Origin of the sequence: Streptomyces sp. NPDC001832, assembly GCF_040297265.1 — a bacterium.
Taxonomy (GTDB): domain Bacteria; phylum Actinomycetota; class Actinomycetes; order Streptomycetales; family Streptomycetaceae; genus Streptomyces.
Genome location: NZ_JBEOYU010000026.1, coordinates 21,343 through 43,200 on the forward strand (window position 1 = coordinate 21,343; position 21,858 = coordinate 43,200).

Annotated in this window: 22 protein-coding genes and 4 pseudogenes; 9 read left to right on the forward strand and 17 right to left on the reverse strand. The window is 68.3% G+C overall.

Annotated elements, in window-relative coordinates:
* The first annotated feature begins 44 nt into the window (after positions 1–44).
* The 4 genes and pseudogenes from ABT115_RS20355 to ABT115_RS20370 all read left to right on the forward strand — a co-directional run.
* Complete coding sequence (locus ABT115_RS20355; RefSeq protein WP_351791555.1) at positions 45–1,181, forward strand: tyrosine-type recombinase/integrase; 1,137 nt, start codon at positions 45–47, stop codon at positions 1,179–1,181.
* A complete protein-coding gene (locus tag ABT115_RS20360) occupies positions 1,171–3,327 on the forward strand; it encodes a tyrosine-type recombinase/integrase (protein WP_351791558.1) in 2,157 nt (718 codons plus the stop codon). The genes ABT115_RS20355 and ABT115_RS20360 overlap by 11 nt, the downstream gene beginning before the upstream one ends.
* Positions 3,324–3,773, forward strand: a complete 450-nt coding sequence (locus tag ABT115_RS20365; RefSeq protein WP_351791561.1) for a DUF6262 family protein — start codon at positions 3,324–3,326, stop codon at positions 3,771–3,773. The genes ABT115_RS20360 and ABT115_RS20365 overlap by 4 nt, the downstream gene beginning before the upstream one ends.
* Positions 3,774–3,850: 77 nt before the next feature.
* A pseudogene (locus tag ABT115_RS20370) lies at positions 3,851–4,288 on the forward strand (ATP-binding protein); the annotation flags it as partial.
* Between the two features lie 34 nt (positions 4,289–4,322).
* Here ABT115_RS20370 and ABT115_RS20375 read toward each other — a convergent pair.
* On the reverse strand, positions 4,323–4,697 hold the full coding sequence (locus ABT115_RS20375) for a hypothetical protein (RefSeq protein WP_351791564.1): 375 nt from the start codon (positions 4,695–4,697) through the stop codon (positions 4,323–4,325).
* Between the two features lie 188 nt (positions 4,698–4,885).
* Positions 4,886–5,089 (reverse strand): annotated as a pseudogene (locus ABT115_RS20380) (ISAzo13 family transposase); the annotation flags it as partial.
* A 170-nt stretch (positions 5,090–5,259) separates the two neighbouring features.
* Between ABT115_RS20380 and ABT115_RS20385 the strand changes: the two are divergent.
* Positions 5,260–5,766 carry a hypothetical protein gene (locus ABT115_RS20385; RefSeq protein WP_351791566.1) on the forward strand — a complete coding sequence of 169 codons (507 nt, stop codon included), beginning with the start codon at positions 5,260–5,262 and terminating at the stop codon, positions 5,764–5,766.
* A 179-nt stretch (positions 5,767–5,945) separates the two neighbouring features.
* On the opposite strand, the gene ABT115_RS20390 is transcribed toward ABT115_RS20385, so the two are convergent.
* From ABT115_RS20390 to ABT115_RS20415, 6 genes are all read right to left on the reverse strand, one after another.
* Positions 5,946–6,458, reverse strand: a complete 513-nt coding sequence (locus tag ABT115_RS20390) for a DUF6529 family protein (RefSeq protein ID WP_351791742.1) — start codon at positions 6,456–6,458, stop codon at positions 5,946–5,948.
* A gap of 58 nt (positions 6,459–6,516) precedes the next feature.
* Positions 6,517–6,780, reverse strand: a complete 264-nt coding sequence (locus ABT115_RS20395) for a hypothetical protein (protein ID WP_351791569.1) — start codon at positions 6,778–6,780, stop codon at positions 6,517–6,519.
* Between the two features lie 309 nt (positions 6,781–7,089).
* The gene (locus tag ABT115_RS20400; RefSeq protein ID WP_351791571.1) at positions 7,090–7,284 is read right to left on the reverse strand and encodes a hypothetical protein; all 195 of its coding nucleotides are present in this window, start codon (positions 7,282–7,284) and stop codon (positions 7,090–7,092) included.
* A 259-nt stretch (positions 7,285–7,543) separates the two neighbouring features.
* Positions 7,544–8,494, reverse strand: coding sequence for a metallophosphoesterase family protein (locus tag ABT115_RS20405; RefSeq protein WP_351791574.1), 951 nt, complete (start codon positions 8,492–8,494; stop codon positions 7,544–7,546).
* The gene (locus ABT115_RS20410; RefSeq protein ID WP_351791577.1) at positions 8,491–8,850 is read right to left on the reverse strand and encodes a cupredoxin domain-containing protein; all 360 of its coding nucleotides are present in this window, start codon (positions 8,848–8,850) and stop codon (positions 8,491–8,493) included. Before ABT115_RS20410 ends, ABT115_RS20405 begins: the two co-directional genes overlap by 4 nt.
* 317 nt (positions 8,851–9,167) lie before the next feature.
* Positions 9,168–9,779 (reverse strand): hypothetical protein, encoded by a 612-nt coding sequence (locus ABT115_RS20415; RefSeq protein ID WP_351791580.1) that lies wholly within the window; start codon positions 9,777–9,779, stop codon positions 9,168–9,170.
* Between the two features lie 163 nt (positions 9,780–9,942).
* On the opposite strand from ABT115_RS20415, the gene ABT115_RS20420 reads away from it, so the two are divergent.
* A complete protein-coding gene (locus tag ABT115_RS20420; RefSeq protein ID WP_351791582.1) occupies positions 9,943–10,179 on the forward strand; it encodes a hypothetical protein in 237 nt (78 codons plus the stop codon).
* Positions 10,180–10,195: 16 nt separating this feature from the next.
* Entirely contained in the window at positions 10,196–11,167 is a 972-nt protein-coding gene (locus ABT115_RS20425; RefSeq protein WP_351791585.1) for an MFS transporter, read from the forward strand.
* A 22-nt stretch (positions 11,168–11,189) separates the two neighbouring features.
* Here ABT115_RS20425 and ABT115_RS20430 read toward each other — a convergent pair.
* Together ABT115_RS20430 and ABT115_RS20435 are read right to left on the reverse strand one after the other, a co-directional pair.
* Positions 11,190–11,995, reverse strand: a pseudogene (locus ABT115_RS20430) (IS5 family transposase).
* A 64-nt stretch (positions 11,996–12,059) separates the two neighbouring features.
* A pseudogene (locus ABT115_RS20435) lies at positions 12,060–12,236 on the reverse strand (transposase); the annotation flags it as partial.
* Between the two features lie 299 nt (positions 12,237–12,535).
* Between ABT115_RS20435 and ABT115_RS20440 the strand changes: the two are divergent.
* Positions 12,536–14,773 (forward strand): beta-N-acetylglucosaminidase domain-containing protein, encoded by a 2,238-nt coding sequence (locus tag ABT115_RS20440; protein ID WP_351791587.1) that lies wholly within the window; start codon positions 12,536–12,538, stop codon positions 14,771–14,773.
* Here ABT115_RS20440 and ABT115_RS20445 read toward each other — a convergent pair.
* Together ABT115_RS20445 and ABT115_RS20450 are read right to left on the reverse strand one after the other, a co-directional pair.
* A complete protein-coding gene (locus ABT115_RS20445; RefSeq protein WP_351791589.1) occupies positions 14,754–14,993 on the reverse strand; it encodes a carboxyvinyltransferase in 240 nt (79 codons plus the stop codon). The genes ABT115_RS20440 and ABT115_RS20445 overlap by 20 nt on opposite strands.
* Before the next feature lie 201 nt (positions 14,994–15,194).
* The gene (locus tag ABT115_RS20450; RefSeq protein ID WP_351791591.1) at positions 15,195–15,482 is read right to left on the reverse strand and encodes a hypothetical protein; all 288 of its coding nucleotides are present in this window, start codon (positions 15,480–15,482) and stop codon (positions 15,195–15,197) included.
* A gap of 27 nt (positions 15,483–15,509) precedes the next feature.
* On the opposite strand from ABT115_RS20450, the gene ABT115_RS20455 reads away from it, so the two are divergent.
* Positions 15,510–16,070: an NUDIX hydrolase gene (locus ABT115_RS20455; RefSeq protein WP_351791594.1), complete on the forward strand. Its 561-nt coding sequence runs from the start codon at positions 15,510–15,512 to the stop codon at positions 16,068–16,070.
* A 159-nt stretch (positions 16,071–16,229) separates the two neighbouring features.
* On the opposite strand, the gene ABT115_RS20460 is transcribed toward ABT115_RS20455, so the two are convergent.
* The 5 genes from ABT115_RS20460 to ABT115_RS20480 all read right to left on the reverse strand — a co-directional run bounded on the left by ABT115_RS20460 (position 16,230) and on the right by ABT115_RS20480 (position 21,677).
* A complete protein-coding gene (locus ABT115_RS20460) occupies positions 16,230–17,696 on the reverse strand; it encodes an FAD-dependent oxidoreductase (protein ID WP_351791597.1) in 1,467 nt (488 codons plus the stop codon).
* Positions 17,696–17,986 (reverse strand): 2Fe-2S iron-sulfur cluster-binding protein, encoded by a 291-nt coding sequence (locus ABT115_RS20465; RefSeq protein WP_351791600.1) that lies wholly within the window; start codon positions 17,984–17,986, stop codon positions 17,696–17,698. Before ABT115_RS20465 ends, ABT115_RS20460 begins: the two co-directional genes overlap by 1 nt.
* A complete protein-coding gene (locus tag ABT115_RS20470) occupies positions 17,983–19,185 on the reverse strand; it encodes an NAD(P)/FAD-dependent oxidoreductase (RefSeq protein WP_351791603.1) in 1,203 nt (400 codons plus the stop codon). The genes ABT115_RS20465 and ABT115_RS20470 overlap by 4 nt, the downstream gene beginning before the upstream one ends.
* The gene (locus ABT115_RS20475) at positions 19,178–20,116 is read right to left on the reverse strand and encodes a dihydrodipicolinate synthase family protein (RefSeq protein ID WP_351791606.1); all 939 of its coding nucleotides are present in this window, start codon (positions 20,114–20,116) and stop codon (positions 19,178–19,180) included. Before ABT115_RS20475 ends, ABT115_RS20470 begins: the two co-directional genes overlap by 8 nt.
* A gap of 97 nt (positions 20,117–20,213) precedes the next feature.
* Complete coding sequence (locus ABT115_RS20480) at positions 20,214–21,677, reverse strand: Na+/H+ antiporter NhaC family protein (protein WP_351791608.1); 1,464 nt, start codon at positions 21,675–21,677, stop codon at positions 20,214–20,216.
* Positions 21,678–21,858: the final 181 nt, after the last annotated feature.

The following is a 21,858-nucleotide window of genomic DNA, read 5'->3' on the forward strand; positions in this document are numbered from 1 at the left end:
ACAGTTTGGCGGTCCGGCCCGCGAACGGGCAGCGGACGTGGACCGTGATCGACGAGAGGTACCGGACCGTCGCACCGGTCGAGGACTGGCTGGAGGCCCATCGGCAGCTGTGGTCACCGAACACGGTCCGCGGCTATGCGACCTCGCTGGCCCAGTGGTGGACGTTCCTCGAACAGCGCGACGAGACCGGAAGGTGGAGCGACGTCGGGGTCCCGGCGGTCGCCGGGTTCCTGTCCTGGCTGCGCAACGGCCGCACCGTCGAGCACGCCCTGATCGAGCCCGAACAGGCCCCGGAGGCCGGGACGTTGGAGGCGAGACTGGCCGCGTTGATCTCCTTCTACCGCTGGCAGGAGGCGGTCTTCTCGGTGCCGGTCGCGGGCCGGCTCATGCGCGGGACACCGCGCCGGGCCCCGGCCCGGGGGCTGCTCGCGCACCTGGACGCCCGCACCGTGCCCGCTCCGTCCTCGCTGGTCAGGGTCCGGCGCCAGCGGCATCGCGGGCGCCCGCCGCTGCTGCTGCCGACCGAGATCCAGGCGATCCTGGACGGCTGCGCGATGCCGGACGCCACGGTCGGCGACTGGAACGGGAACCTGCGCGACCGGCTGCTGTTCGCCCTGCTCGCGGAGACCGGGATGCGCCTGGGCGAGGCCCTTGGCCTGCGGATCTGTGACTTCGTGATGGGCCGCGGCGCCACTCCCTATATCGAGATCGTGCCGCGCGAGGACAACACGAACGGGGCGAGGGTGAAGATGATGCGCCCGCGGCGGGTCTATGTCGGCTGCGACCTGGAGCGACTGTTCGCCGACTACCTCACCCAACTCGCTTGTCGAGCCGCCGAGGTCGGCGTCGAGATCGATACCGGATCGCCGTTGCTGGTAAACCTGGAGCGGCCGCCGCTGCTGGCCGCCCTGCGCGAGGGCACGGTGCGGGACAAGGTGTCCGCCTTGCGCAAGAAGGGCATCGGTCCGGCCTCCTGGACGCCGCACTGGTTCCGCCACAGCCACGCGACCGCGCTGCTGCTGGCCGGGACACCGGAGTGGGTGGTCGCCCGCCGGCTCGGTCACGCACACGTGCAGACCACGCTCGATCTTTATGGCTGGGTCCGCGAGGACGAGGCCCTGCGGGCCGCGGCGAACTGGAAGTCGTACATCTCCGCCTGGCAGGTCGACGATGGCCGGTGAACAGCGCCACCTGCACGCTCTCAGCGGCGAGGATCCGATCTGGCGGCTCTGGCGGGAGCTGCCCGGCCCCTGGAAGGGGCCGGTGATCAGGGACGGCATCGCCGACTGGGAGAAGATCACCGAGAACGGCGACCGGAGCATCGACCTGACCGGTCTGCCCGACGTGATCGCCGCCGAACTGGCCTGGATGTCGCACTGGCAGGCGATGGATGGGACCCGCTCATCGGTGCTGGGCACCAATCAGTTCGCGAACATCCTGCGCCGCGCGATCCGCGACAATCATCCCTTCCCGACGTCGATGCGGGCCATGGACTGGGAGAAGGCCGCGGCCCTGCAACGGTGGTTCTATGCCACCCGCTGGGGGCGGCTCCCGCCGCACGGCAGCGTCGCCCGACTACGGGTGATCTTCCGTTTCTCCCGCCTGGCCCTCCTCGTCCGCTGCTCGGAGGGCCGCTGGTGGTCCTTGGACGAATGGCATCCCCGCTGCGATCCGCGGATCCCGCTGGCGGAGCACGAACCCCAGGCCCACTACGGCTGTTCACCCTCGAAGATCACTCAGCCGTGGCTGCGTGAGGCCGTGAAGTGGTGCCTGGGCACGCAGTTGGAGGCTGGCACCCTGCGCTGGTCGACGGTGAGCCAGGAGAGGATGCGGTGTTTCGTCCGCTTCGACCGGTGGCTCGAGACCTTCACCGACCCGCTCGATGTCCTGGGCGACCCCGCCCACGCGGTTCAGGTGGCCGCCGCCTTCCGACGCTGGGCGTCCGACCCCGCCAACCGGCTCCTGCGACAGTCCGAGCAGCGGTTCGCCCACCGTCCCGTGGCTGTCCGCCAGGTCAACGACGACCTGCGGGCCGTCGCTGAACTCTTCGCGTTCGTCGCCGCCAATCCTGCCGAGGTTCGTCAGGTCCTCGGGCCGCATCCGTGGTCGCGAGTCACCGACGCGCATGCCGCCGGCTGGTTCCGGCAGGTCTCCCGCATCCCTGGCCGGCGTGAACTCAACGACGAGCACTATGTTGACGGCCACGCACTCGCCCAGATCCCCGCCGCCCTGCCCCTGCTCGGACTCAGCCGCGACCAGCAGATGCTCGTCACCCGCGGCGACGGACAGCAGGTGACTGCCCGCGGCTTCGACGACCCGCAGGCCATGCGCATGATCCTGTTGCAGATCCTCACCGGACGGCGGTCCAGTGAGATCCGCACCTGCCGGTTCGAATGCCTCTCCCCCGTCCCCGACCGGGCAGTCGACGCTGCCGAGGGTGAACAGATCGCCCGCTTCCACTACGCACAGAGCAAGATCGATATCGCGCCGGACAACATCCTCATCGACGCCGAGGTCGTCGCGGTTATCGAGGAACAGAAGCAGTGGATCCGTGATCACTTCCCCGATGTCACCCCGCGCCACCTGTTCATGCAACGAAGAGGCAACCGTCAGGGCGGCAAACCCTATCCCTCGGGCAGCTACAACTGGATGCTCCGCGAGTTCAGCAAGATCGTGAAGATCACCGACAGCAGGGGCACGTCCGTCAGCCTGAGCCACACCCACCGCTTCCGACACACCAAGCTGACCCGGCTTGCCGAACTCGGCCTGCCCGTCCACGTGTTGATGCGCTATGCCGGGCATGCCACTCCGTCGATGACGATGCACTACGTCGCCGCTCGCCAGGAACATGCCGAGCAGGCGTTCCTGGCCACCGCGAAACTCCGCGCGGACGGCACCCACGTCGCCTTCTCCCGTGACGACCATGACAGCCTCCACCTGTTCAACCGGGCCGACCGGTTCCTGCCCCACGGCTGGTGCCTGCTGCCGCCTCTGCAGACCTGCGACAAGGGAAACGCCTGCCTGACCTGCTCGGTCTTCGTCACCGACGCCTCTCATCAAAGTGCCCTGGAACGGCAGTTGACCGAGACCGAGGCGCTGATCAGCCGCAGCATCACCGCGTTCCAGGAGCGGCACGGCCGCCCGATGCCCGAGGACAACGTCTGGCTGCTGCAGCGGCGGGCCGAACACGCAGCCCTCACCAAGCTCCTGGACACCCTCCGCTCCAAGCCCGGACGCGCCGTCCAGGGCGCCGGCTGCGGCGCCGCCCCCACCGGCCCCGTTCCGCTCGCCCTCGACCTCGATCGTCACCGAAGGACCCGGCCATGACCGACGACGCTCGCGCCAAGCGCACCCAGACCCTCGCCACTGCTGCGAAGGCCAAGTCCCAGGCCAAGACCGCCGCGGCAGAGAAGGCGATCCGCGCCCTGGTCAAACGCGGTGAGCCGATCACCTTCCAGGCCGTCCAGCGCGAGGCCGGCGTCTCTCACGCCTTCCTCTATAACCACCCCGACCTGCGAGGACGCATCGAACGACTCCGGGCCCAGGCCCGACCGGTTCCCGCACCGGCACCTCCGGCGGACGAGCAGAGCACCCTCGTCCTCGCGCTGACCGGCCAGATCACCCGCCTGAAGAAGCAACACCGAGAAGAAGTGCAGGCCCTGCGGGACGCGCTCGAGCAAGCCCACGGCGAGAACCTCGACCTGCGACGCGAACTCGCCCGCCGCGGCGGAAACACTCCCGTCCCACGGGCTCGAACCATCGGCCCCTGCTGACCACGTCACATCGATCGAAGAACCATTCTGAGCTGCAAAAACGTGCTCAGATCACGAACGAACCGGCGATAACGGGCGGGGTCGGCAAGACGCACATCGCCGTCGCTCTCGCGGTTGCGGCCTGCCGGGCCGGCTACTCGGTCTACTTCACCAGCCTCGACGACATGGTCCGCAACCTCAAGGCAGCCGAGGCCGCTGGCCGACTGACGAACAAGCTCGGCACCTACCTGCGTCCCAGCGTCCTCGTGGTCGACGAAGTCGGCTACCAGCCGCTCGAACGCGCGGAGGCGAACCTGGTCTTCCAGGTCATCTCCAAGCGTTACGAGAAGGGCTCGATCATCCTGACCTCGAACAAGACCTTCAGCGAGTGGGGCCAGGTCTTCGGCGACGAGGTCCTCGCCACCGCCATCCTCGACCGCCTCCTCCACCACTGCGAAGTGATCTCCATCAACGGCCCCAGCTACCGGCTCAAGAACCGCCTCAAGGCGATCGAGCGGGACAACGACGTAGCCTGACGACCCACGTTGCTTCCGGTGACCAAGCGCTTGATCAGTTGTTGATCACCCGCTGAAAGATCTCGGAGAACTCGCCGTTCTCGATCAGTCCGGCGATCACGTCGGTCATGTTGTCGATGCCGGGATCCCTGACGATCAGGCCGTCCGAGACCCAGAAGTACCGGCCCCCGAGGGCCTCGTCGGTTCCTGCCCAGAGTTTCATCAGGCGCTCGACTTCCGCGACGGTGAACGCGGTCGCGGTCCAACGAGATCCATCCTTCAGAGTCACGAAGACATCGACGTTGCAGACCTCGTCCAAGTCCTCGCCGTCGCTGGGCAAGAACGACGCCTCGAAGTCCTCCATGCGGACCCGATACCAGGGCTCGTCCCACCCTCGCTCGATCGGTTCAGACGATGTGCTGTGACTCATCGCGCGAGTGTCCCTGGTTGGGGCATCAATCTCAACCGAGATCCTCTGCCGTGCTGCCGCTGCCCGTGGCCAGAGCTGGGGACGTTCCTCCGTACGCAACTGGGGAGAAAAGTCCGTACGCCGACAAGGCGGGCGTCACCGCACGGTCACCGTGCCTGGCCCGAGTTCGACCACCCGGACCTAGTGCTCCGAAGCGACTTCGTCGTCCAGCACAGCGGCGACATCGGATCACCGCGCTCGTCCGGTTCGACCAGCGCCATCAGCGCCGGAACCAGCTCAGGGTCGATCGCCTCGACCCGCATCCGCCCGCCGTCAGGGCGCCGGATACGCCCTTCGGGCAGCGGATCGACTCCGGCCTCGAGTTCGAACACGCCCTTGCGGACAGTCGTCTGGAGTTGCGGCGCTTCCGGTCTCTGCATGAGGTGGGCGCGAGCATCTCGCAGATCGCCCGGGAGACCGGCCTGAACTGGCGCACGGTCAAGAAGTACCTGGAGAGCGACGGGCCGCCCAAGCCTCCGGCTCCGGCGCCGCGGTCGGATCTGGGCAACCAGGTGATCAAGCCATGGGCGCATGTGATCGATGCCTGGCTGCGGGCGCCTTGGCGGGGACGCTCGGGATCACCCGGCTGCACCCCAAAGTGCAGCCGCAGCAGCTGGCCGTCATCGGTCTGCTCGGTACCGCCATCGGGCTCGCGGCCGCGTCGCTGGTTCCTGCGGTCCCGGTTGCGGCAGCCCTTTTCGCCGTGGCCGGAGCGTGTGACGGCCTCGTGCTGACCGCGACCCTCCGCATCCGCGCCGACCACTCCCCGCCGCAATGGCGCACGCAGGTGTTCACCATCGGGGCCGGGTTGAAAATTTCCGCAGCCGCTGCCGGTTCCGCTCTCGCCGGGGTTGCCACCGTCGGCACCGCACACTGGTACCTGCCCGGCATCGCCCTCATGCAGGCGACAGGAGCACTGGTGTATGCCCTGGTCAGGAACGACCGCAGCTCATCAGCGCATGGACAAGACCCTGCCGCCAGCCCACTGGCCACCTCACCGGAATCTCCCTCGCCAGCCTCGCCGCAGTAACACCAGCCCGACCGTAGGCGTTGTCCCGCCGCTGATACCTCTCGCCCGCATCGGCTTCCAGTGCACCGGGAGGCACCGCTCAAGTACAGGGGGTCGCTGGCCAGTGTGTCGCTCACCGCAGTGTTGTCAGTCCGGCCGGGGCCGCCGTTGGCTGCCGGGAGCGACGTCTCGTGCTCTGCTCACAGACCGGGTGCCTGGAAGTCGTTCAGGTACCAGAGGGCGGCGGCGTACCAGATCAGGGCGATCGCGGTGACGAGGGTGCCTCCGGCCAGAGGGAGTGCCCAGCTGGGCCAGTGGCGGTGGCGGACCACGATGACCTTGGCGACGAAGGCTCCGTAGAGGAAGCAGCCGGTGAGCGAGTGCAGCGCCACGCGGGTGTCGGTCAGCTGGACGCCGTAGGCGGTGATGCAGTGCCGAGCGATGGGGAGGGAGAGGAGGAAGGCGGTCAGACCGATGAGGCGGTGCGTCGTGTTGACCCGGTGCGGTGCGGTTCGCAGTGCGGGCAGACGGCCGTACATCCAAAGGGCGAGAAGTAGCTGAATCAGCGCCAGGCCCAGCAGTGCGGAGCCGAGTTGGGCTTTGAGCAGTCTGGCGTCGTCGCCGTGCTGCCCGAAGAGGCTGGTCTCGTAGGCGGGGGTGTGTACCCGGCCGTACCAGTAGAGGCCGACCGTGACTGCCACGGGCAGGAGCATCCACAGGACGCCGTAGCGCCGTCGGTGGTTGGCAGGGTGAGCGAGACCATCCACGTGATCAGCCGCCCCCTCTCTCGATCCTGCCGCCCTGGAGATGGACGGCACTCCACGTGGTACCGAGCGCGGCGCTGGGAGTGCCGGTGGTGCGGACCGACGGCCCGGAGACAAGGCGAGGATCGGTGCGGGCGGAGGCGACCGCCGCCGGTGCGGGCTGCGGGCTCACGCCGATCGTGGTCCTTCTGCCGCCGGAGCAACCGATGTGCACCATGGCACGCACGGCATCAGCGGCGACCGAGGCGGTCGCGAAGCGAGGGTTTCTCAAGGGGTTCTCCAGGCGTTGCGGGCCGATCTCGCCACTACCTCCGATGCGTCCCGTCCGGGTCCAGCCGGCGCGCCAGCAGGTACGCGGATCAAAGAGAGTGGTTGGACCGGACGGCCGATGAGAGCGACATGCCGACCCAGGTGAAGGAGAGGCCGGGTCCGTAGAGCCATAGGTGTCCGAGTCGTCGGACCGCCTACAGCACCGGCCGGGACGACGAGGGCGGGCGGACATCGCCGAAGTACGGCCCTTCGCAGATGCACGACGGTCATCGGAGCGGGTTGTGCGGGCGGAGGCACGTCAGTGTCTGGTTCATCTGTCCGGTTTCGTGGTGCGGAGGTCGGGCCGCACTCGGCTGGTCTCGTCATGGTGCGGCCGGGTGCGCCGGTGTCGCCGGACCTCGAACGCCTGCCAGGCCACGACAGTCAGCAGGGTGAGCGTCTCGGCGATGAGGCTGAGCAGCGCCTGCGGGGCGGGCTGCAGGCCGCGTTCGGTGAACCCGAACAACCCGATGGTGCGGGATGTGGCGAACCCGGCGAGCGCGCCAACGCGATAGCGGCGGCGGCGATTCGGAGGAGCAGGGGTGCCGCCAACAGGAGAAGTGCGGCAACTGCGAAGGCTGCGCTGGCCTGCAGCAGGAACAACGGGCCGATGACGTGGATGAAGCGGTATCCGTCGATGTAGAGCTGGGCGTGGATGTATCCGCTTGCCGCGAGCGTGGCGGCGAGCACCAAGCGCAGTGCGAGGGCGGGCAGGCTCCGGGGGGTCATGTGAGTTTCTCGTCCTTGACCGCCAGTGCGTGGCTGCCCTGCTGGTAGTTGACGGTGCGGATGCCGAGTGCATCCTTGAGGCGTCCGGCGGGCAGCACCTGCGGAATGGGGCCTGGGCCGTGGCCGGGTTTGGGAAACGGGTAGCAGGTGGGGGCGGCCGAGTGGAAGGTGATGTTGCCCTCGGTCTTGGTGAACAGCTGGTGGACGTGCCCGTTGAGGCAGGTGACTGAGGAGAAACGGCGCAGCATCGACAGCACCTGCATGGCATCGTTGGTGCCCCAGCCCCACTTCGGATACATCGCGAACAACGGGATGTGACTGAAGACGACGATAGGGGTGTCCGACGACACGCCGGCGATGTCCTTGCGGACGAAGTCGATCTGATCGCTGCCCAGGTGGCCGAGTTGCTCAAGGTGCAGAGTGTTGATCAGCGCGATGAAGTGCACACCATGGGTGTCGAAGCTGTACCAGCCGTCTCCGAGGGTGTTTTTGGCGAAGGCCTGTCGGTAAGCGCGTCCGTTGTCTCCGATCGAGTCGTGCTCACCTGGCACGGTGAAGATCCGATCCGTGCGCAGCTGCGACAGCATCTGCTTGACCTGGTCGAACTGTGCAGGGGTGGAAAGGTGCGTCAGATCGCCGCTGTGCATGACGAAATTTGGCCGGAACCCGAGGAAGTTGACCTGGGTGAGCGCTGCGCTGAACGTTCCGGCGACATCTATGTTGGGTGGGCCATGGAAGCCGATGTGGCTGTCGGAGACCTGCACGAACCGCAGGTCTGCGCTGCCCGCTGGGGTGGGGTCCGACGAACCGGCGACATGACTGATCACCTCACCCCCGGTGACTGTCAGGATGACGGCGCCACCGAACCAGGCGGAGTGCCGCATGAGCTGACGGCGGCTCATACCGTGCTCGCCGTCGCCGTCGGATTCTCGTGTGGGTTCGGTCATGGGGTCACCTCCACCGTGGCGGTCATGAACGGGTGGATGGTGCAGTAATAGGCGTAGGTGCCGGGTTTGGTGAAGGTGTAGCTGTAGGTGTCGTTGGTGGCCAGGCCTGGCGACTTCAGCGGCCCGCCCGATCCTTGTTTGCTGGTGACGGTGTGAGTGTCGGGGTCGGTGTTGGTCCAGGTCACCTTCGTGCCCGCCTTGACCTTCAGTTTGGCCGGGGAGAACGCAAAGTTCTTGATCGTCACCGCGTTGGCGGCCGCCGGAGCGGACGATTGGCCGGTCGGTGAGGTCGAGGGCGTGATGGGTGGTGGGCTGACCGTACCGCCCGTTCCGGAGGTACCGGGCGTTCCAGGCAAGGTCTGGCCAGTGCCGGGACTCAGTGAGCCCCCCGGTTTAGGGTGTGACGATCCGCCGCACGCGCTGAGCAGTCCCAGAGCTCCGGCAACGGCGACAGCGGCCAGGCACGTGCGCGACCGCCGGACCAGCACAGAGAAGTTCGCATTCATGGCCATCGTTCCTTCTACGCATTCCCCACCGCACGGGCGCGTGTGATCCAAGACCGATCCGCGATCGGCCTGTTTCAGGCAGATAGGCGACCGGGTTACGCCAACCGGGGGCAATTGAAGGGCGTAACCCGGTGGGTTACTTTAAGTGGGCAAACAGCGGATTCCATTCAGCGAAACGAATCCCACAACGAAGTCTTCGTTGTTTCACTGCGGTGGCGGGTTGCAGTGTGCCTGGAGCCAGGAGAGTTTCTGCGGTGTCGGCGAAGGCGGACAAAGACTGTGTAGTGGCCGTCGCTCTTGGTCTTCACCATCGCGGGGCTCCAGGTGGCACCGTCGTCAGTGGACACCTCCACCTCAACGTCGGCGATGTCCGCGGTAACGCCGGCCTGCAAAGCGAACGCCGAGTCGAAGTCATAGGCGCTGCCACCCTGGGTGGTGTTCTCCGCACCCAGGTCCAGACCATACTTCGGCCACAGCAGCGCCAGGTTCTCCATACCGCTCGACGGCCGGGCAGACTTGAACGTCCACACGGTGCTGGTCTTGGTGGACAGCGGGAACCACGCCGGGCGCGACGTGTCCATGGTGATCCGGTACGCCGCAGGGCCGGCACCGACCGGCAACCCGCTCAACGAGGGGTAGTCCGTCTCCTTGACGAGCTTCCCGTCCTGGAACACCCGCACCGCCGCCCTGTCCGCATCAGTCGCGCTGAGAACTCCTAAAAAAATAGACCTGATTCTTGACCAGAGCGAGTAAAGCTCCAGCGGCCTGCGGCAGTTCACCCCGAAGCGGGCACCACGACGAGCGGGCCCAATGTCAGTGCCGTGTGGCACTGTCGCCCCGTGATCACCGTCATCAGCCGGATCAATCGGGGGGTGCCCAGTGTCGGCCAGCGATGAGGCTGCCGAGGGGGCTGTGGAAGCCGGTGGCATCCCAGTTCCGGAGATGTGTGACGAGAGGCAGGGCCAGGATCGGCTGCCTCGGACCTACGTGCTGTGGCTCGTCGGCATCCTGGTGTCACTCGTCGGCAACGCGATCTTCTACTTCGCTCTCGGCTGGGCAGCCAGCGAGTACGGCGGGAGCATCGCTGGGCTGACACTGAGCGCGATCAACCTGCCCCGCGTTCTGCTTCTCCTCGTCGGGGGAGCGGTCAGCGACCGCATCAGCGCCGCCGTGTGCTGATCACCGCGATGCGGCAATGCTGATCTTCTCGCTCATTCTTGCGGCCGCCGCCTACTCCCTCGGAGCCCCGCCCTTGTTGCTCATAGCAACAGGCGTTGCGGTCGGCGTCGTCGACGCGTTCTATCTGCCGGCCTCCGGGTCCATGCCCCGTCGACTGGTGGCCAAAGCGCAGCTGCCTCGTGCGTTGTCCCTGCGGCAGGTCGGCGGCCAGGTGATCAACATGGGAGGCGGTCCGCTGGCCGGCGTGCTGGTCGGCCTGGCCGGGTTCGCGGGCGCGGCTGTCGTCAACGCGGTCACCTTCGCCTTCACCCTCGTTGTCCTGACCGTCATCCGCCCACAGCACGAAGTGCCTCCGGCCCCAAGGACGGCCGGTCTCCTCAAGGAGGCCATGAGCGGGGTGAAGGTGGCCTTCTCCCATCCGGTGCTGCGCCCAGGTCTGTGGCTCACTGGAGCAGCGGCTGGATTCCTGCTGCCCGTGCTGTCCCTGCTGCTCCCCTTGCTCGCACGAGAGGAGGAGTGGAGCGCGGGAGCCGCCGGGCTGGTGTTCGGAGCGCAGGGTGTGGACATGGTGGCGGTCACCCTGGTGGTCGTGAAACGCGGGCCGCTGGGGCGGCCCGGTCTGATGGCGGCGAGCGCGCTGGTCCTGGCGGGCGTGGGCGTCCTCGCGCTCGGGCTCTCCCCCAGCACGACAGGAGCCATAGCCGCCGGCTTGATCATCGGCGTCGGTAACGGGACCTTCTCCGCGCACATCGCGCCGCTGGTTCTCGCGTCATCGCCCGACACCCACTTGTCGCGCATCCAAGCGGTGCTCGTACTCGTGCAGAGCTTGGCCCTGTTGCTCATGAACAACGTGCTCGGCGCGCTTGTCGACCTTGAGGGCGCCACTGTCATCCTTGTCGTCTGCGCCGTCATGCTCGTCGGTGTGGGGCTTGCAGGTCTGGCCTCCAGCCCGCTCCGAAACGACCGCACGGGACTGGAGCGCCGCTGATCCCAACCGTCACTGGCAACTGCTACCGCAGCGATTTCAGCCGCCGCCAACAGATCAGAGTGCAGCCGAGGATGAGGAAAGCCTCGTGGATGTCATCGCAGCGAATCCGAAGCCGGCGAAACCAATGCAGGTGGGCGAACGCGCGCTCGACAACCCACCGTTGAGCTCCCAGACCGGAGCTGTGCGCGGTGCCCCGGCGGGCGATTATTGGCTCCACGCCGAGATCCCAGACCAGGCTGCGGTATTTGTCGTGGTCGTAGCCGCGGTCGCCGAGCACCGCGTCCGGGCGGCGACGGGGCCTGCCGCGCTTGCCCCGCACCGAAGGAACCGCTTGCAACAGCGGGATCAGCTGGGTCACGTCGTTGCGGTTGCCACCGGTCAAGGTGGCGGCAAGCGGGATGCCGGTGGCGTCGGTGATCAGATGATGCTTGCTGCCCGTCCTGCCCCGGTCAACGGGGCTTCGTCCGGTCTTGGGCCCCCTTTTAGCGCACGAACGTGGGAGCCGTCGACCGCCGTCCGAGAGAAGTCCAGGGCGTTCGCGCTGCGGAGCTTGGCAAGGAGAACCTCGTGCAGCCGAGGTCACACCCCGGCCCCTGTCCACTCGGCCAGGCGGCGCCAGCAGGTCATGCCCGAGCCGAAGCCGAGTTCCTGCGGCAGATGTTCCCAGGCGATCCCGGCGTGCAGTACGAACAGGATGCCCTGGAACACCAGCCGGTCTGGATGCCGCTTGCGTCCCGGATGCAGGACTCGACGCTGAATCTTGGGCAACAGCGGCGCGATCACCGCCCACAGCTCGTCGTCTACTTCCCACAGCTTCGGCCGAGCCACCCGCACCCCCGGATCAACGGTTCCGGAGTGATCCAACCACCTCGAGATCATTTCGTTAGGAGTTCTGACAGCCCGTCCGGTTCTGATAGAAGATCGCGTTCACGACCTCCCGGAGGTCGCAGGACCCGGGATCTCCGGTCGCCGACCGCGCCACCCTGTCCTGTTTCCAGGCCGTGATCACCGGCTCGATCAACGCCCACTGCTCGTCCGATGAGTCGCTGAGGTACGGCTCTCTCTTCACGCCCCGCATGTCGACATGGACATGCCCACCAGACGGCCAGGATGGCGATCAGTACCACGATCGAGCGATCACGAACCGAGGAAGATCGGACTTAACGCCCACTCAGGCTGTGTCAGGAGTCCCTGTCATCGGTGAGCTGCTTGTGCCATCGCGCTGCGGCGTCATTGCGTCCATGTGAAGGAGGAGCCGAGTCCATTGCCATGGTCCGTACGGGAGTTGAGCATGTCGGGAGCGATCTTCCACGGTTCATGAGGAGGGGCATCTTGTACGGGTGCGACAGTGTTACGAGGAGACGTCCGGTGCGTGCGGCGGCGCTGGGCGCGGCGGTGGCCGGGCTGGTCGCGGGGCTGCTTGCGGCGCCGTCGGCCGGTGCGGCCGAGGCGGCGCAAGCAGCAGGCAGGGGCGGTGACCGAACACCGGCCGTCTCACCCGTCCCGCATGAGATTTCGTACGGCAAGGAGTTCCCGGTACCGCGACGCGCCGTGGTGGTGCGCGACGGGGAGAGCGATCCGCAGGCCGTGGCGACCGTGGCCGGAGCGCTGCGGGCGGCCGGCGTGCGCGAGGTCACCCAGGCATCGGCGGTCCGCCCGGGTGCGTACCCGGTGTACGTCGACACGCGTCCCGCGTCGCCCACCGTCGAGGGCCTGAAGCCGGGTGGGTATGCCGTCTCCGTCTCCCGGCACCGCACCGTCCTGGACGGCGTGGACGACACCGGCACGTACTACGCCGCCGAAACCTTCCTGCAGCTGTTCACGGGCCGCAAGGTCGTCTCCGCCACCGTCCGCGACTGGCCGGACTTCGCGACCCGCGGGGGCCAGGAGTCCTTCTACGGCGCGAAGTGGTCGTACGAGGACGAACTGCGCGAGATCCGCTTTCTCGGTGCGCACAAGCAGAACACGTTCCTCTACCACCCGCGCATCGGCGATCCTCACAACGCGGCGCAGAAGTGGCGCGAGCCCTACAGCGGTGCGCGGCTGGAGGAGCTGCGGACGATCGTCGCAGAGGCGAAGAAGCGGCACATCAGGTTCATCTACCGGCTCGGCCCGGAGGCACCGACCGCCCCCGGATACGGCATCTGCCACGCGGATCCCGAGGAGCTGAAGCTCGTCCTCGCCCGCTTCCAGCAGCTGTACGACATCGGCGTCCGCGATCTCTCGCTCGGCTGGGACGACGTCTCCAACCCGATCAGTTGTGCGGCGGACCGCGCGAAGTTCGGCAGCGACGCGAACCCGAAGGCGGCGGCCCAGGCATACGTCACGAACCACGTGTACACAAACTTCATCAGGTCCCACCCGGGCAGTCGGCTGATCACCATCCCCACCGAATACTGGAACGCGACGCCGTCCTCGTACAAGAAGCGCTACAACGAGCTGGTGGAGAAGGACACCTCGATCTACTGGACCGGCCCGGAGGTGGTCTCCCCGCAGATCACCAACGCGCAGGCGACCGCGGCGAAGGCGGCGTACGGCAACCGCAACATGCTGATCTTCGACAACTACCCCGTGAACGACTACGCGCCCAACCGACTCCACCTGGGCCCGCTGACCGACCGCGACCCGGCGCTGACCGGCACGGTCGAGGGCATCACCACGAACCAGATGAACCAGCACGCGCCGTCCCTGATCGCCCTGTTCACGGCAGCGGACTTCACCTGGAACACGGCCGAGTACGACCCGGAGGCGTCCTGGGACCGGGCGCTGCGCGAGCTGGGCGGGAAGGCATACGCGGCGCTGAAGGTGTTCGCGGAGAACTCGCGGAGCGGGCCGCTGACGTCGACTGCGGACGCGGGGCGGCTGAAGGCTCTGGTGGCGGCTGTGTGGGAGAAGCCCGCCGATGCGGAAGCACTGGCCGAACTGGACAAGTATTTCGGCGAGTTGGTGGACGCTCCCGGCCGGATCGAGCGCGACATGGGCGACCCGGCGTTCGCCGCGCAGGCGGGACCGTGGCTGAAGAAGCTCGGCGCGTACGGGGAGGCCGGCCGGACCGCGGTGGAGCTGTTGCGGGCGGACGCTGCGGGCGACACGGCAACGGTCGCGCGTCTCGCGGACGTGCTGCGCGAGCAGCGGGCCGCGCTGGCGGCGATCCCGCAGCAGCTCACCGGCGGTACGGCGGACAGCTTCCTGTCGCGGGTGCTGAACGTCGGGCTGCCCGACCTGGCACTGAACCGTCCGGTGGCCGCCTCCGGGCAGATCTCGGCGGACCGAGCGGCCGCGCAGGCGGTGGACGGCGACGCGTCCACCCGCTGGGAGAGCCAGGCTTCCAACTCCCAGTGGCTGCGCATCGATCTGGGTGAGCGCCGCACCATCGGCGGCGTGCGCCTGAACTGGGACGCCTCGTACCCGAAGTCGTACCGGGTCGAGGTGTCGGACGACGGTACGTCCTGGACGACCGTGCACGCCGCGGCGACCGTGGACGGGGGCGCGGACGAGCTGCGCGGCCTCGCCGCCGAAGGGCGCTATGTGCGCCTGAGCGGCGAGGGCCGGTCGAACACGGGCCGCGGCATCGCGCTGTGGGAGGTCAGCATCTACGAGCGCTGAGCCGCCCCCGGAACTCCGCGAACCCCTCGGGGAATCCGGGGAACGTCTTCCGCACGCACCCGGGGTCGTCGCAGGTGGTCCCGGGTGCGTGAAGGAAGGAGTCGGCGAAGGACATCACGATACGGTGTTCGCCGTGGGTCTCGATCTCCACGGGCGCGGGTGCGGCGTGCCGGGCCGGATCTCGATCCAGTCCGAGGTCGGTGGCGACGTCGACGCCCATCCGGTGCAGGATGCCGCACAGGCGTCGAGGCGGTCCTGACGCGGGTGTTGGCGACGATGCGGGCCGGCCGTCGGCGTACGGGGCGATCGCCGCAAGGGTAGGGCATGGGGTCGGGGGTATCGCGCATTTTGGCGGTGAGGCCGCGCAGGGTACCGGTGCTGCGGACAGTCGCCCCGGTCGGCGAGCGGGGCAGCCCGGTGGTCAGCCGAGCCCGCCGAGGACTGCGCCGTCTGGAACGTCATCCAGCAGCTCGACGGCGTGGCGCTCCCGTTCTTCCTCGGCCGGAACGCGCACGTCCTGATGGCGGACCTCGCGGTCATCCTGACCGCGGACCCGGGCCTCATCGCCGAGCGGATAGCCGCGCGCGGGTCGCGACCGCAATCGCCGACGCAACCCGGATCCGTCGGTAGCGTCGGTCGCCACGTCACCGCCAGCCAATTGCCTGGAACCATGACACCGCAACTCGCAACGCCCGTCATCGATACCCACGTCGATTTAGGAAGAAGCAACCGCCCCGTGACACACCAGAACTCCACCCGTACCACAGCAACTCCCGGCGCCCCCAGCGAGCCGGCCAGGCCCTGGCTGCCCCGTCCGGAATGGGTCAAGACCCAACCTCAGGCACTCATTGCCTCGTGCGTCTTACTCCACGACCAGCAGCGCCGGATGCTCATGCTGCGCTACGCCTCCACCGAGCCGAGCGGTGGGAACTGGTGGCTGCCGGGCGGGATGCTGGACCACGGCGAAGACCCGCTGACCGCGGCACGGCGGGAAACTGCCGAGGAAACCGGCATCGAGCTGCGTTCCGCCCCAACGCTGATCGGCTACGACCACCGGGGCGATGTCGGCGGCACCGGCCCAGTGGTCGACTTCTACTGGTACGGAGGCATCGTCACAGGCCCGATCCGCCTGAGCCCAGAACACGACCTGCACGCCTTCCTCGAGTTGGACGACCTCAAGAACACTCCGCTCACCGCACACATGCACACCCTGGTCGCACTGCACGACGCCGCCACGACCGGAAGCGTCGTCTGCCTGCAAGAAGGACGACCCGCTGGAGAGGAACCGTCCTTCTAAGGGCTGTCCCGTAATCCGTGGTGGATCAGCGCGCGGCGTCAGATGCGGTGCATCGCAAGGCGGATGGACGTCCGCATACCGGATGTATGCGGATGTTCCGACAACGCGGCGAGGTGCCGTAGCTGTCGTCGCGCGCCCGCCGGGGATTGCGGGACAGCGTCACGGACGGCGAGGGTTGCCCAGTCCGTCCGCTGCCGGCTGCTCGGGGGCGGCGTCGAGGGCTCGAAGGTCTCCGACGGGCACGGGTTTGACCGGCAGGTGGGCGGAGAAGCGTCCGCCGAGGCCGATCGGCTGCTCGCGTGCCGAGGCAAGGATCGTGCCGATGCTGCCTTCGCAGTAGCGTCCCTGGCAGGGGCCCATGCCCGTGCGGCAGGAGAGCTTGACGGCGTTGATGTCGCTGACGAACGGTGACGAAGCGAGGAAGTCGTCGAGGGTGCCGCGTGTGACCATCTCGCACCGGCAGACAGTGGTTTCCCGTGTCGCGAGGTCGCCGAGTGCCTCGCGGACCGGTTCGAACATGCGTTGCACCACGGTGGAGAATCGTGTCGCGATGCGGATGCCACGTTCCGCTTCGGCGAACGCCGCGGGGGGCACGGCGCGTCCGAGGCCGGCGGCGATCCCGAGGCCCGCGAGCGCGCCCTCGGCGCGGGACTGGTCGGCACCGGCGACGCCGGTGGGCTCGCCGGCGACGAACACCCCGGGGACGGACGTCTGCAGTCGTTCGTCGTGTGCGACCACCCAGCCGCCCCGTGGCGAGTCGAAGACGAGGTCGCATCCGATCTGGCGGGCGAGTTCCGTCGACGCGGAGAAGCCGTACCCGAGCACGAGATGCGATGCTGCGACCTCGCGGGGTGCGCCCGTCGCCTTCCACCGCCGGTCGACCCGGGCGAGTTCGATCCGGGAAACGTGCTCCGTGCCGTGGGCGGCCGTCACGATGGTCCGGGGCGAAACCCGGACGCCGTTGCGTACCAGTCGCGCCAGGATCGCGCCCGTCTCTGCAAGCATCCGCAGATGACCGGGTACGGCGCCCAGGGCGTGGAGCAGGTCCGCCGGTGTCGGGATGCTCTGCGCGAACGCGACTTCGCGCACCGGGACGCCGTCGCGGACGAGCAGGTCGGCCACGAGCAGCAGCAGCGGGTGCGCGCCGGCCAGCACGACGTCGCCGACGGGTGCGATCTTCTGTGCCTTGACGAGGGTCTGGGCGGCGCCGGCGGTCATGACGCCGGGCAGCGTCCAGCCGGGGAAGGCGATGGGAAGGTCGTAGGCGCCGGTGGCGATCAGCAACCGGCGCGCGCCGATCACGCGAGTGCCGTGTTCCGGGTGGTTGATCGCCACGCGCAGTGCGCCCGGGGTTGCGTCGTCGTGCAGGACACCGATCGCCGACCAGCCGAACTCCGTCGTCAGGCGCGGGTCCGTCTCGAAGCGCCGGATGAGGTCGGTGGCCCAGCCGTAGCCGGCGGTGGGGTGCAGGACACTTCCCGTGAAGGCATGGGGCGGCTGACGGAAGATCTGCCCGCCCGCTCGCTGCTGCTCGTCGATGACGACGACCGTCACACCGTGGTCGGCTGCGGTGAGCGCCGCCGACATGCCCGCCGGCCCCGCGCCGATGATCGCGAGATCGAACATCACAGCCTCCCTGACGTTTCGATGATCATGCCCGCGCTCGCCTGGACGAGGCAGGTACGGGTCAACGGCCGGCCGTCGACGGTGGCGGCACACTCGAAGCACGTGCCCATGTTGCACAGCGGCGCCCGGGGTGCCCGGTTGCGGTCCCGCTCGAACGCGGCCCCTGCGGTGAGCATGGCCGCGGCTACCGTCTCGCCCGTACAAGCACGGACCGGCTCGCCGTCGACAGTGATCGTCACAGTGTCGCCGCGCTCGTGCGCGGTGCGGCGCCAGGCATCGCCCGTAGTCATGAGGTGCTCCCTTCCGTGAAGCGGGCCGGGTCGTAGGGTGCGAGGTCGATGTCGGGTGAGCGCCCGGCGATGAGACCGGTCAGCACCCGGGCGAAGCTCGGCCCGAGGGTGAACGCCGATCCGCCGGTGGCGACGAACACGCCCGGCACGCCCTTGACCGCGCCGACGAGCGGGAGCTGGTCGGGTGCCACCGTGGTCGCGCCGACCCAGCTGCGTACGGCGGGGACCCGTTCCAGTGCGGGAACGGTGTTCACGGCCGCGCGCGCATTGCCGGCGATCGACTGCGGGATGAGCTGGTGCTTGCGGTCGAACGCCGGGGCGCCGTGCGCGTCCCTCATCAGCCGGGCCGGCCATCCGCCGCCGATGAGGACCGTGTGGTCGAGTGACTGCTTGAGCGACAGGCGTGCACCGGCGTGCTGGACGAGGTGGGGAATGAGCGGGGGGATCTTCGAGGTGACGGTCATCGTGAGGGCGAGGGGGACGGTGGGCAGGTCGGCGTCGAAGGCCCTGCCGAGCTCCGTCGTCCACACGCCGGCGGCGAGCACGACTGCGGCGGTCCGCACGGTGCGGGCCCGTTCGTCTCCCGCGCGGCCGGTCTCCTGGAGGGTGAGGTCCCACCCGTCCGGGACGCGGTGCGCGCCGGCCAGGCGGGAGCGTGCGCGCACCGTCGCCCCGGCCGCGATGGCCGCGCGGCCGACCGCGGGAGCGGCGATGCGGGCGTCCGCCTTTCCTTCCAGCGGGCTGTAGTTGGCCGCGACGATGTCCCGTGACAGGTACGGTGCGACGTCGTCGAGTGCGGTGCGGTCGAGCGTGCGCACGTCCAGGCCCCAGGAGCGTTCCAGCTCCGCCTTGAACTCGAGCATCCCTACCTGGTCGGCGTTCTCAGCGACCATGAGCCCGCCCGTCTGGCGCACGCCGAGCGGCTCTTTGATCTCGTCCTCCAGGCGCGCCCACATCGCGGCGGCGTCCAGGTGCAGCGGCATCGCCTCAGCCGCGACGCGCGCGGCCTCCTCGCCCGCCTCGACCATCCGGTATTCGAGCTGGAAGTGCAGGCTCCCGGCGTTCTGTCCCGAGGCGTGCTGGTTCACCTGGTCCTTGTCGACCAGGAGCACCTGCGCACCGTCGCGGGCGGCCATCCACGCCGTGAGGCAGCCGAGCAGGCCGCCGCCGACGACGACGACGTCGTAGCGCTCAGTCATTGGCGAGGGGGACTGTCTCGATGCCGAGCTCGTGCAGGGTCGCCTCGACGCGGGCGACCTCGTCCGGCGTGAGTTCGAGCAGCGGTGCCCGCACGAATCCCGCGGGGATGCCACGCAGCCGCAGCGCGGTCTTGATGATCGCCTGCTGGTTGCCGAACTGCACGCCGTAGTCGGGACGGAACCACGCGTCCATGTAGACGCGGTCCTTGTGGCCCAGGTGGACCGCGCGCTCCCGGTCCCCGGCGTCGACGGCGTTCCAGAAGTCGGCCTGGTCGCGGCCGAGGATGCCGCCCGTTCCCATCAGGCCGTCGCCGTGGCCGAGCATCGCAAGGTCGGCGCCGAGCGCGTTGGTGGGCAGGCCGAAGTAGCGCACCTCGCCCTCCAGCGCGTACATCCCGGCGAGGAAGCTCGCGAAGTCGCCCGTCGAGTTCTTGATCGCGACGACGTTCTCGATCTGCGCAAGCTCGGCCAGCAGGTCCACGTCCATGTCCACGACGCAGCCACGCGGCCAGTTGTACACGGTCATCGGGATGTCGGTGGCGTCGCTCACCGCCCGGTAGAACGCAACGATCTCCTTCCGATTGGGCACGATGTAGGGCGGAGGGGTGAGCAGGATGCCGTCCAGGCCCGCCGCCTGGGCGGCGCGGGCGTGGGTGATCGCCTCGTGCGGGGTGAACGCGTTGCAGGCGCCGAGGACGGGGAAGGTGCCGCTGCGATGCTCGGCGCCCGCCGCGAACAGTTCCGCGCGTTCCTTCACGGACAGGGAGAACCACTCGCCGCTGGTGCCGGCCAGGATCGCGCCCTGGATGCCCTCGTCGGCGAGCCAGGCCACCTGCACATGCAACGCGTCGGTGTCGAGCGCGCCGTCGCGGGTGAACGGTGTGGTGATGGCGGGGATGTAGCCGCGCCAGTTGACTGTGTTGCGATCCATGGGTACTCCAATGGCCGGTCGCCCGGCGATGTTTGCTGGGGTGTGCTACTCAGAGCCTGTCGGGTGGCCTCTGATCGGGCGGCCACCCGACAGTCCCTCAGACCTTGACCTGGGCCGGTGTGTGCTCGGGCCGCTTCAGTTCGGCGCCGTCCGCGCCCTCGAAGCGGCGGCCCCAGCCGGTTGCGGCCGCCACGACCATGACGACGGTGAGAGTGAGCGGGTAGAGCATCGCGACGAAGATCTCCGTCGTGGCCAGGGCAGGAACGCCCTTGATCCCGGACGTGAGCTGCGCGCCGATGAACAGATAGGCGCTCAGGACGGGGACGATGGAGGCGATCCCCATCGCGAAGCAGTCCATGACGACCGCCCGGCGGTAGGGGTGCAGGCCGACGCGGGCGCCGATCTCATCGGCAACCGGGCCGAACGTGAGCATCGCGGCCGAGTTCACGCCGCCGAACAACAGCGTGGTGCCCGAGATGCCGATGCCGATCGCGAGCTCCGCACCGCGCGGGGTGCGGGACAGGCGGCTGCGGGTGAGGGCGCTCACCAGCCATTCGAGGATGCCCGCGGCGGTGAGTACGCCCATGATGCCGAACACGGTCACCACCAGAGCGATCACGCTGAGCATGTCGCTGACACCCGAGACCAGGAATCCGGTGGGTGCCCCGTCGGTGACGCCGATGATGCCGTCAAGGGTGAGCAGGCCCGAGGCGAGGCCGGTGATGATCCCGGCCACCAGCCCGACCGTGACCGCCTTGAAGATGTCGCGGGTCAGCAGCGCCACGGTGAGCATGAGTGCGACGGGGATGAGCATCACCAGCGCGAGCGGGTCGGCGGCCTGCTCCAGCAGCTCCTGCGAGTGCGCCGAGTCGCTCGAGCTGCCCGACGACCCCAGCACGAAGAACCCGACGGCCGCGACGCCTGCCGCCGTGAAGGCGAAGCGGGCTCGGCTCCGTACGACTCCGGCTATATCCGCGGTGCCGGACTTCCGGCGGAACGTCTGCGTCGACGACGAGATGACGGTCGTGTCGGAGATCGGGGCGACGTTGTCTCCGAAGATCGCGCCGGAGATGATCGCGCCGGCGAGGAACGCCGGTTCGGCGCCGAGGAGCACGCCGGCCGGGTAGAAGATCGGAAACGCCGTGAACATCGTCCCGATGGACGACGCCGTCGACATCGAGATGATGCACACCGCGACGAACGCGAACAGGGTGAAGGTGCCACCGCTGACGCCGAGGAGTTCGGCGAGCCACACGAACCCGCCGGAGACGTTGGTCTCCTTGATCAGGGCGGACATCAGGCCCACACAGAACAGCATCATCACGATCGTCACCGCGGTGGGCGATCCGATCCCCCTCGTCACGGCGGACCAGTACGCCGCATACGGCTTGGCGAACAACGCGCCGACGAGCAGCGCGACCACACCCCCTGCGGCAAGCGCGGTCATGTCGAACGTCTTGAACACGACGAAGAAGACGACACAGAAGGCGAGGAACACGACGACCGGCAAGAACGCCAGTGCCCTTCCTCCACGGAAGACCAGATGCTGGTCGGCGCTCATGGCGGTGAACCTCTCTCCACAACGCCGAGGACAACCCAGGCGTGTACTTATTTACACTGGTATACAAAAATGCACAGCGCTTCGCCTGTCAACCGTTGACTCTCCAGCAAAAACGTGCTGATACATCCAAGGCATCCCGAGACTCGTGTACACAAGTGTGCACGGCTCCGCTAGGCTGACC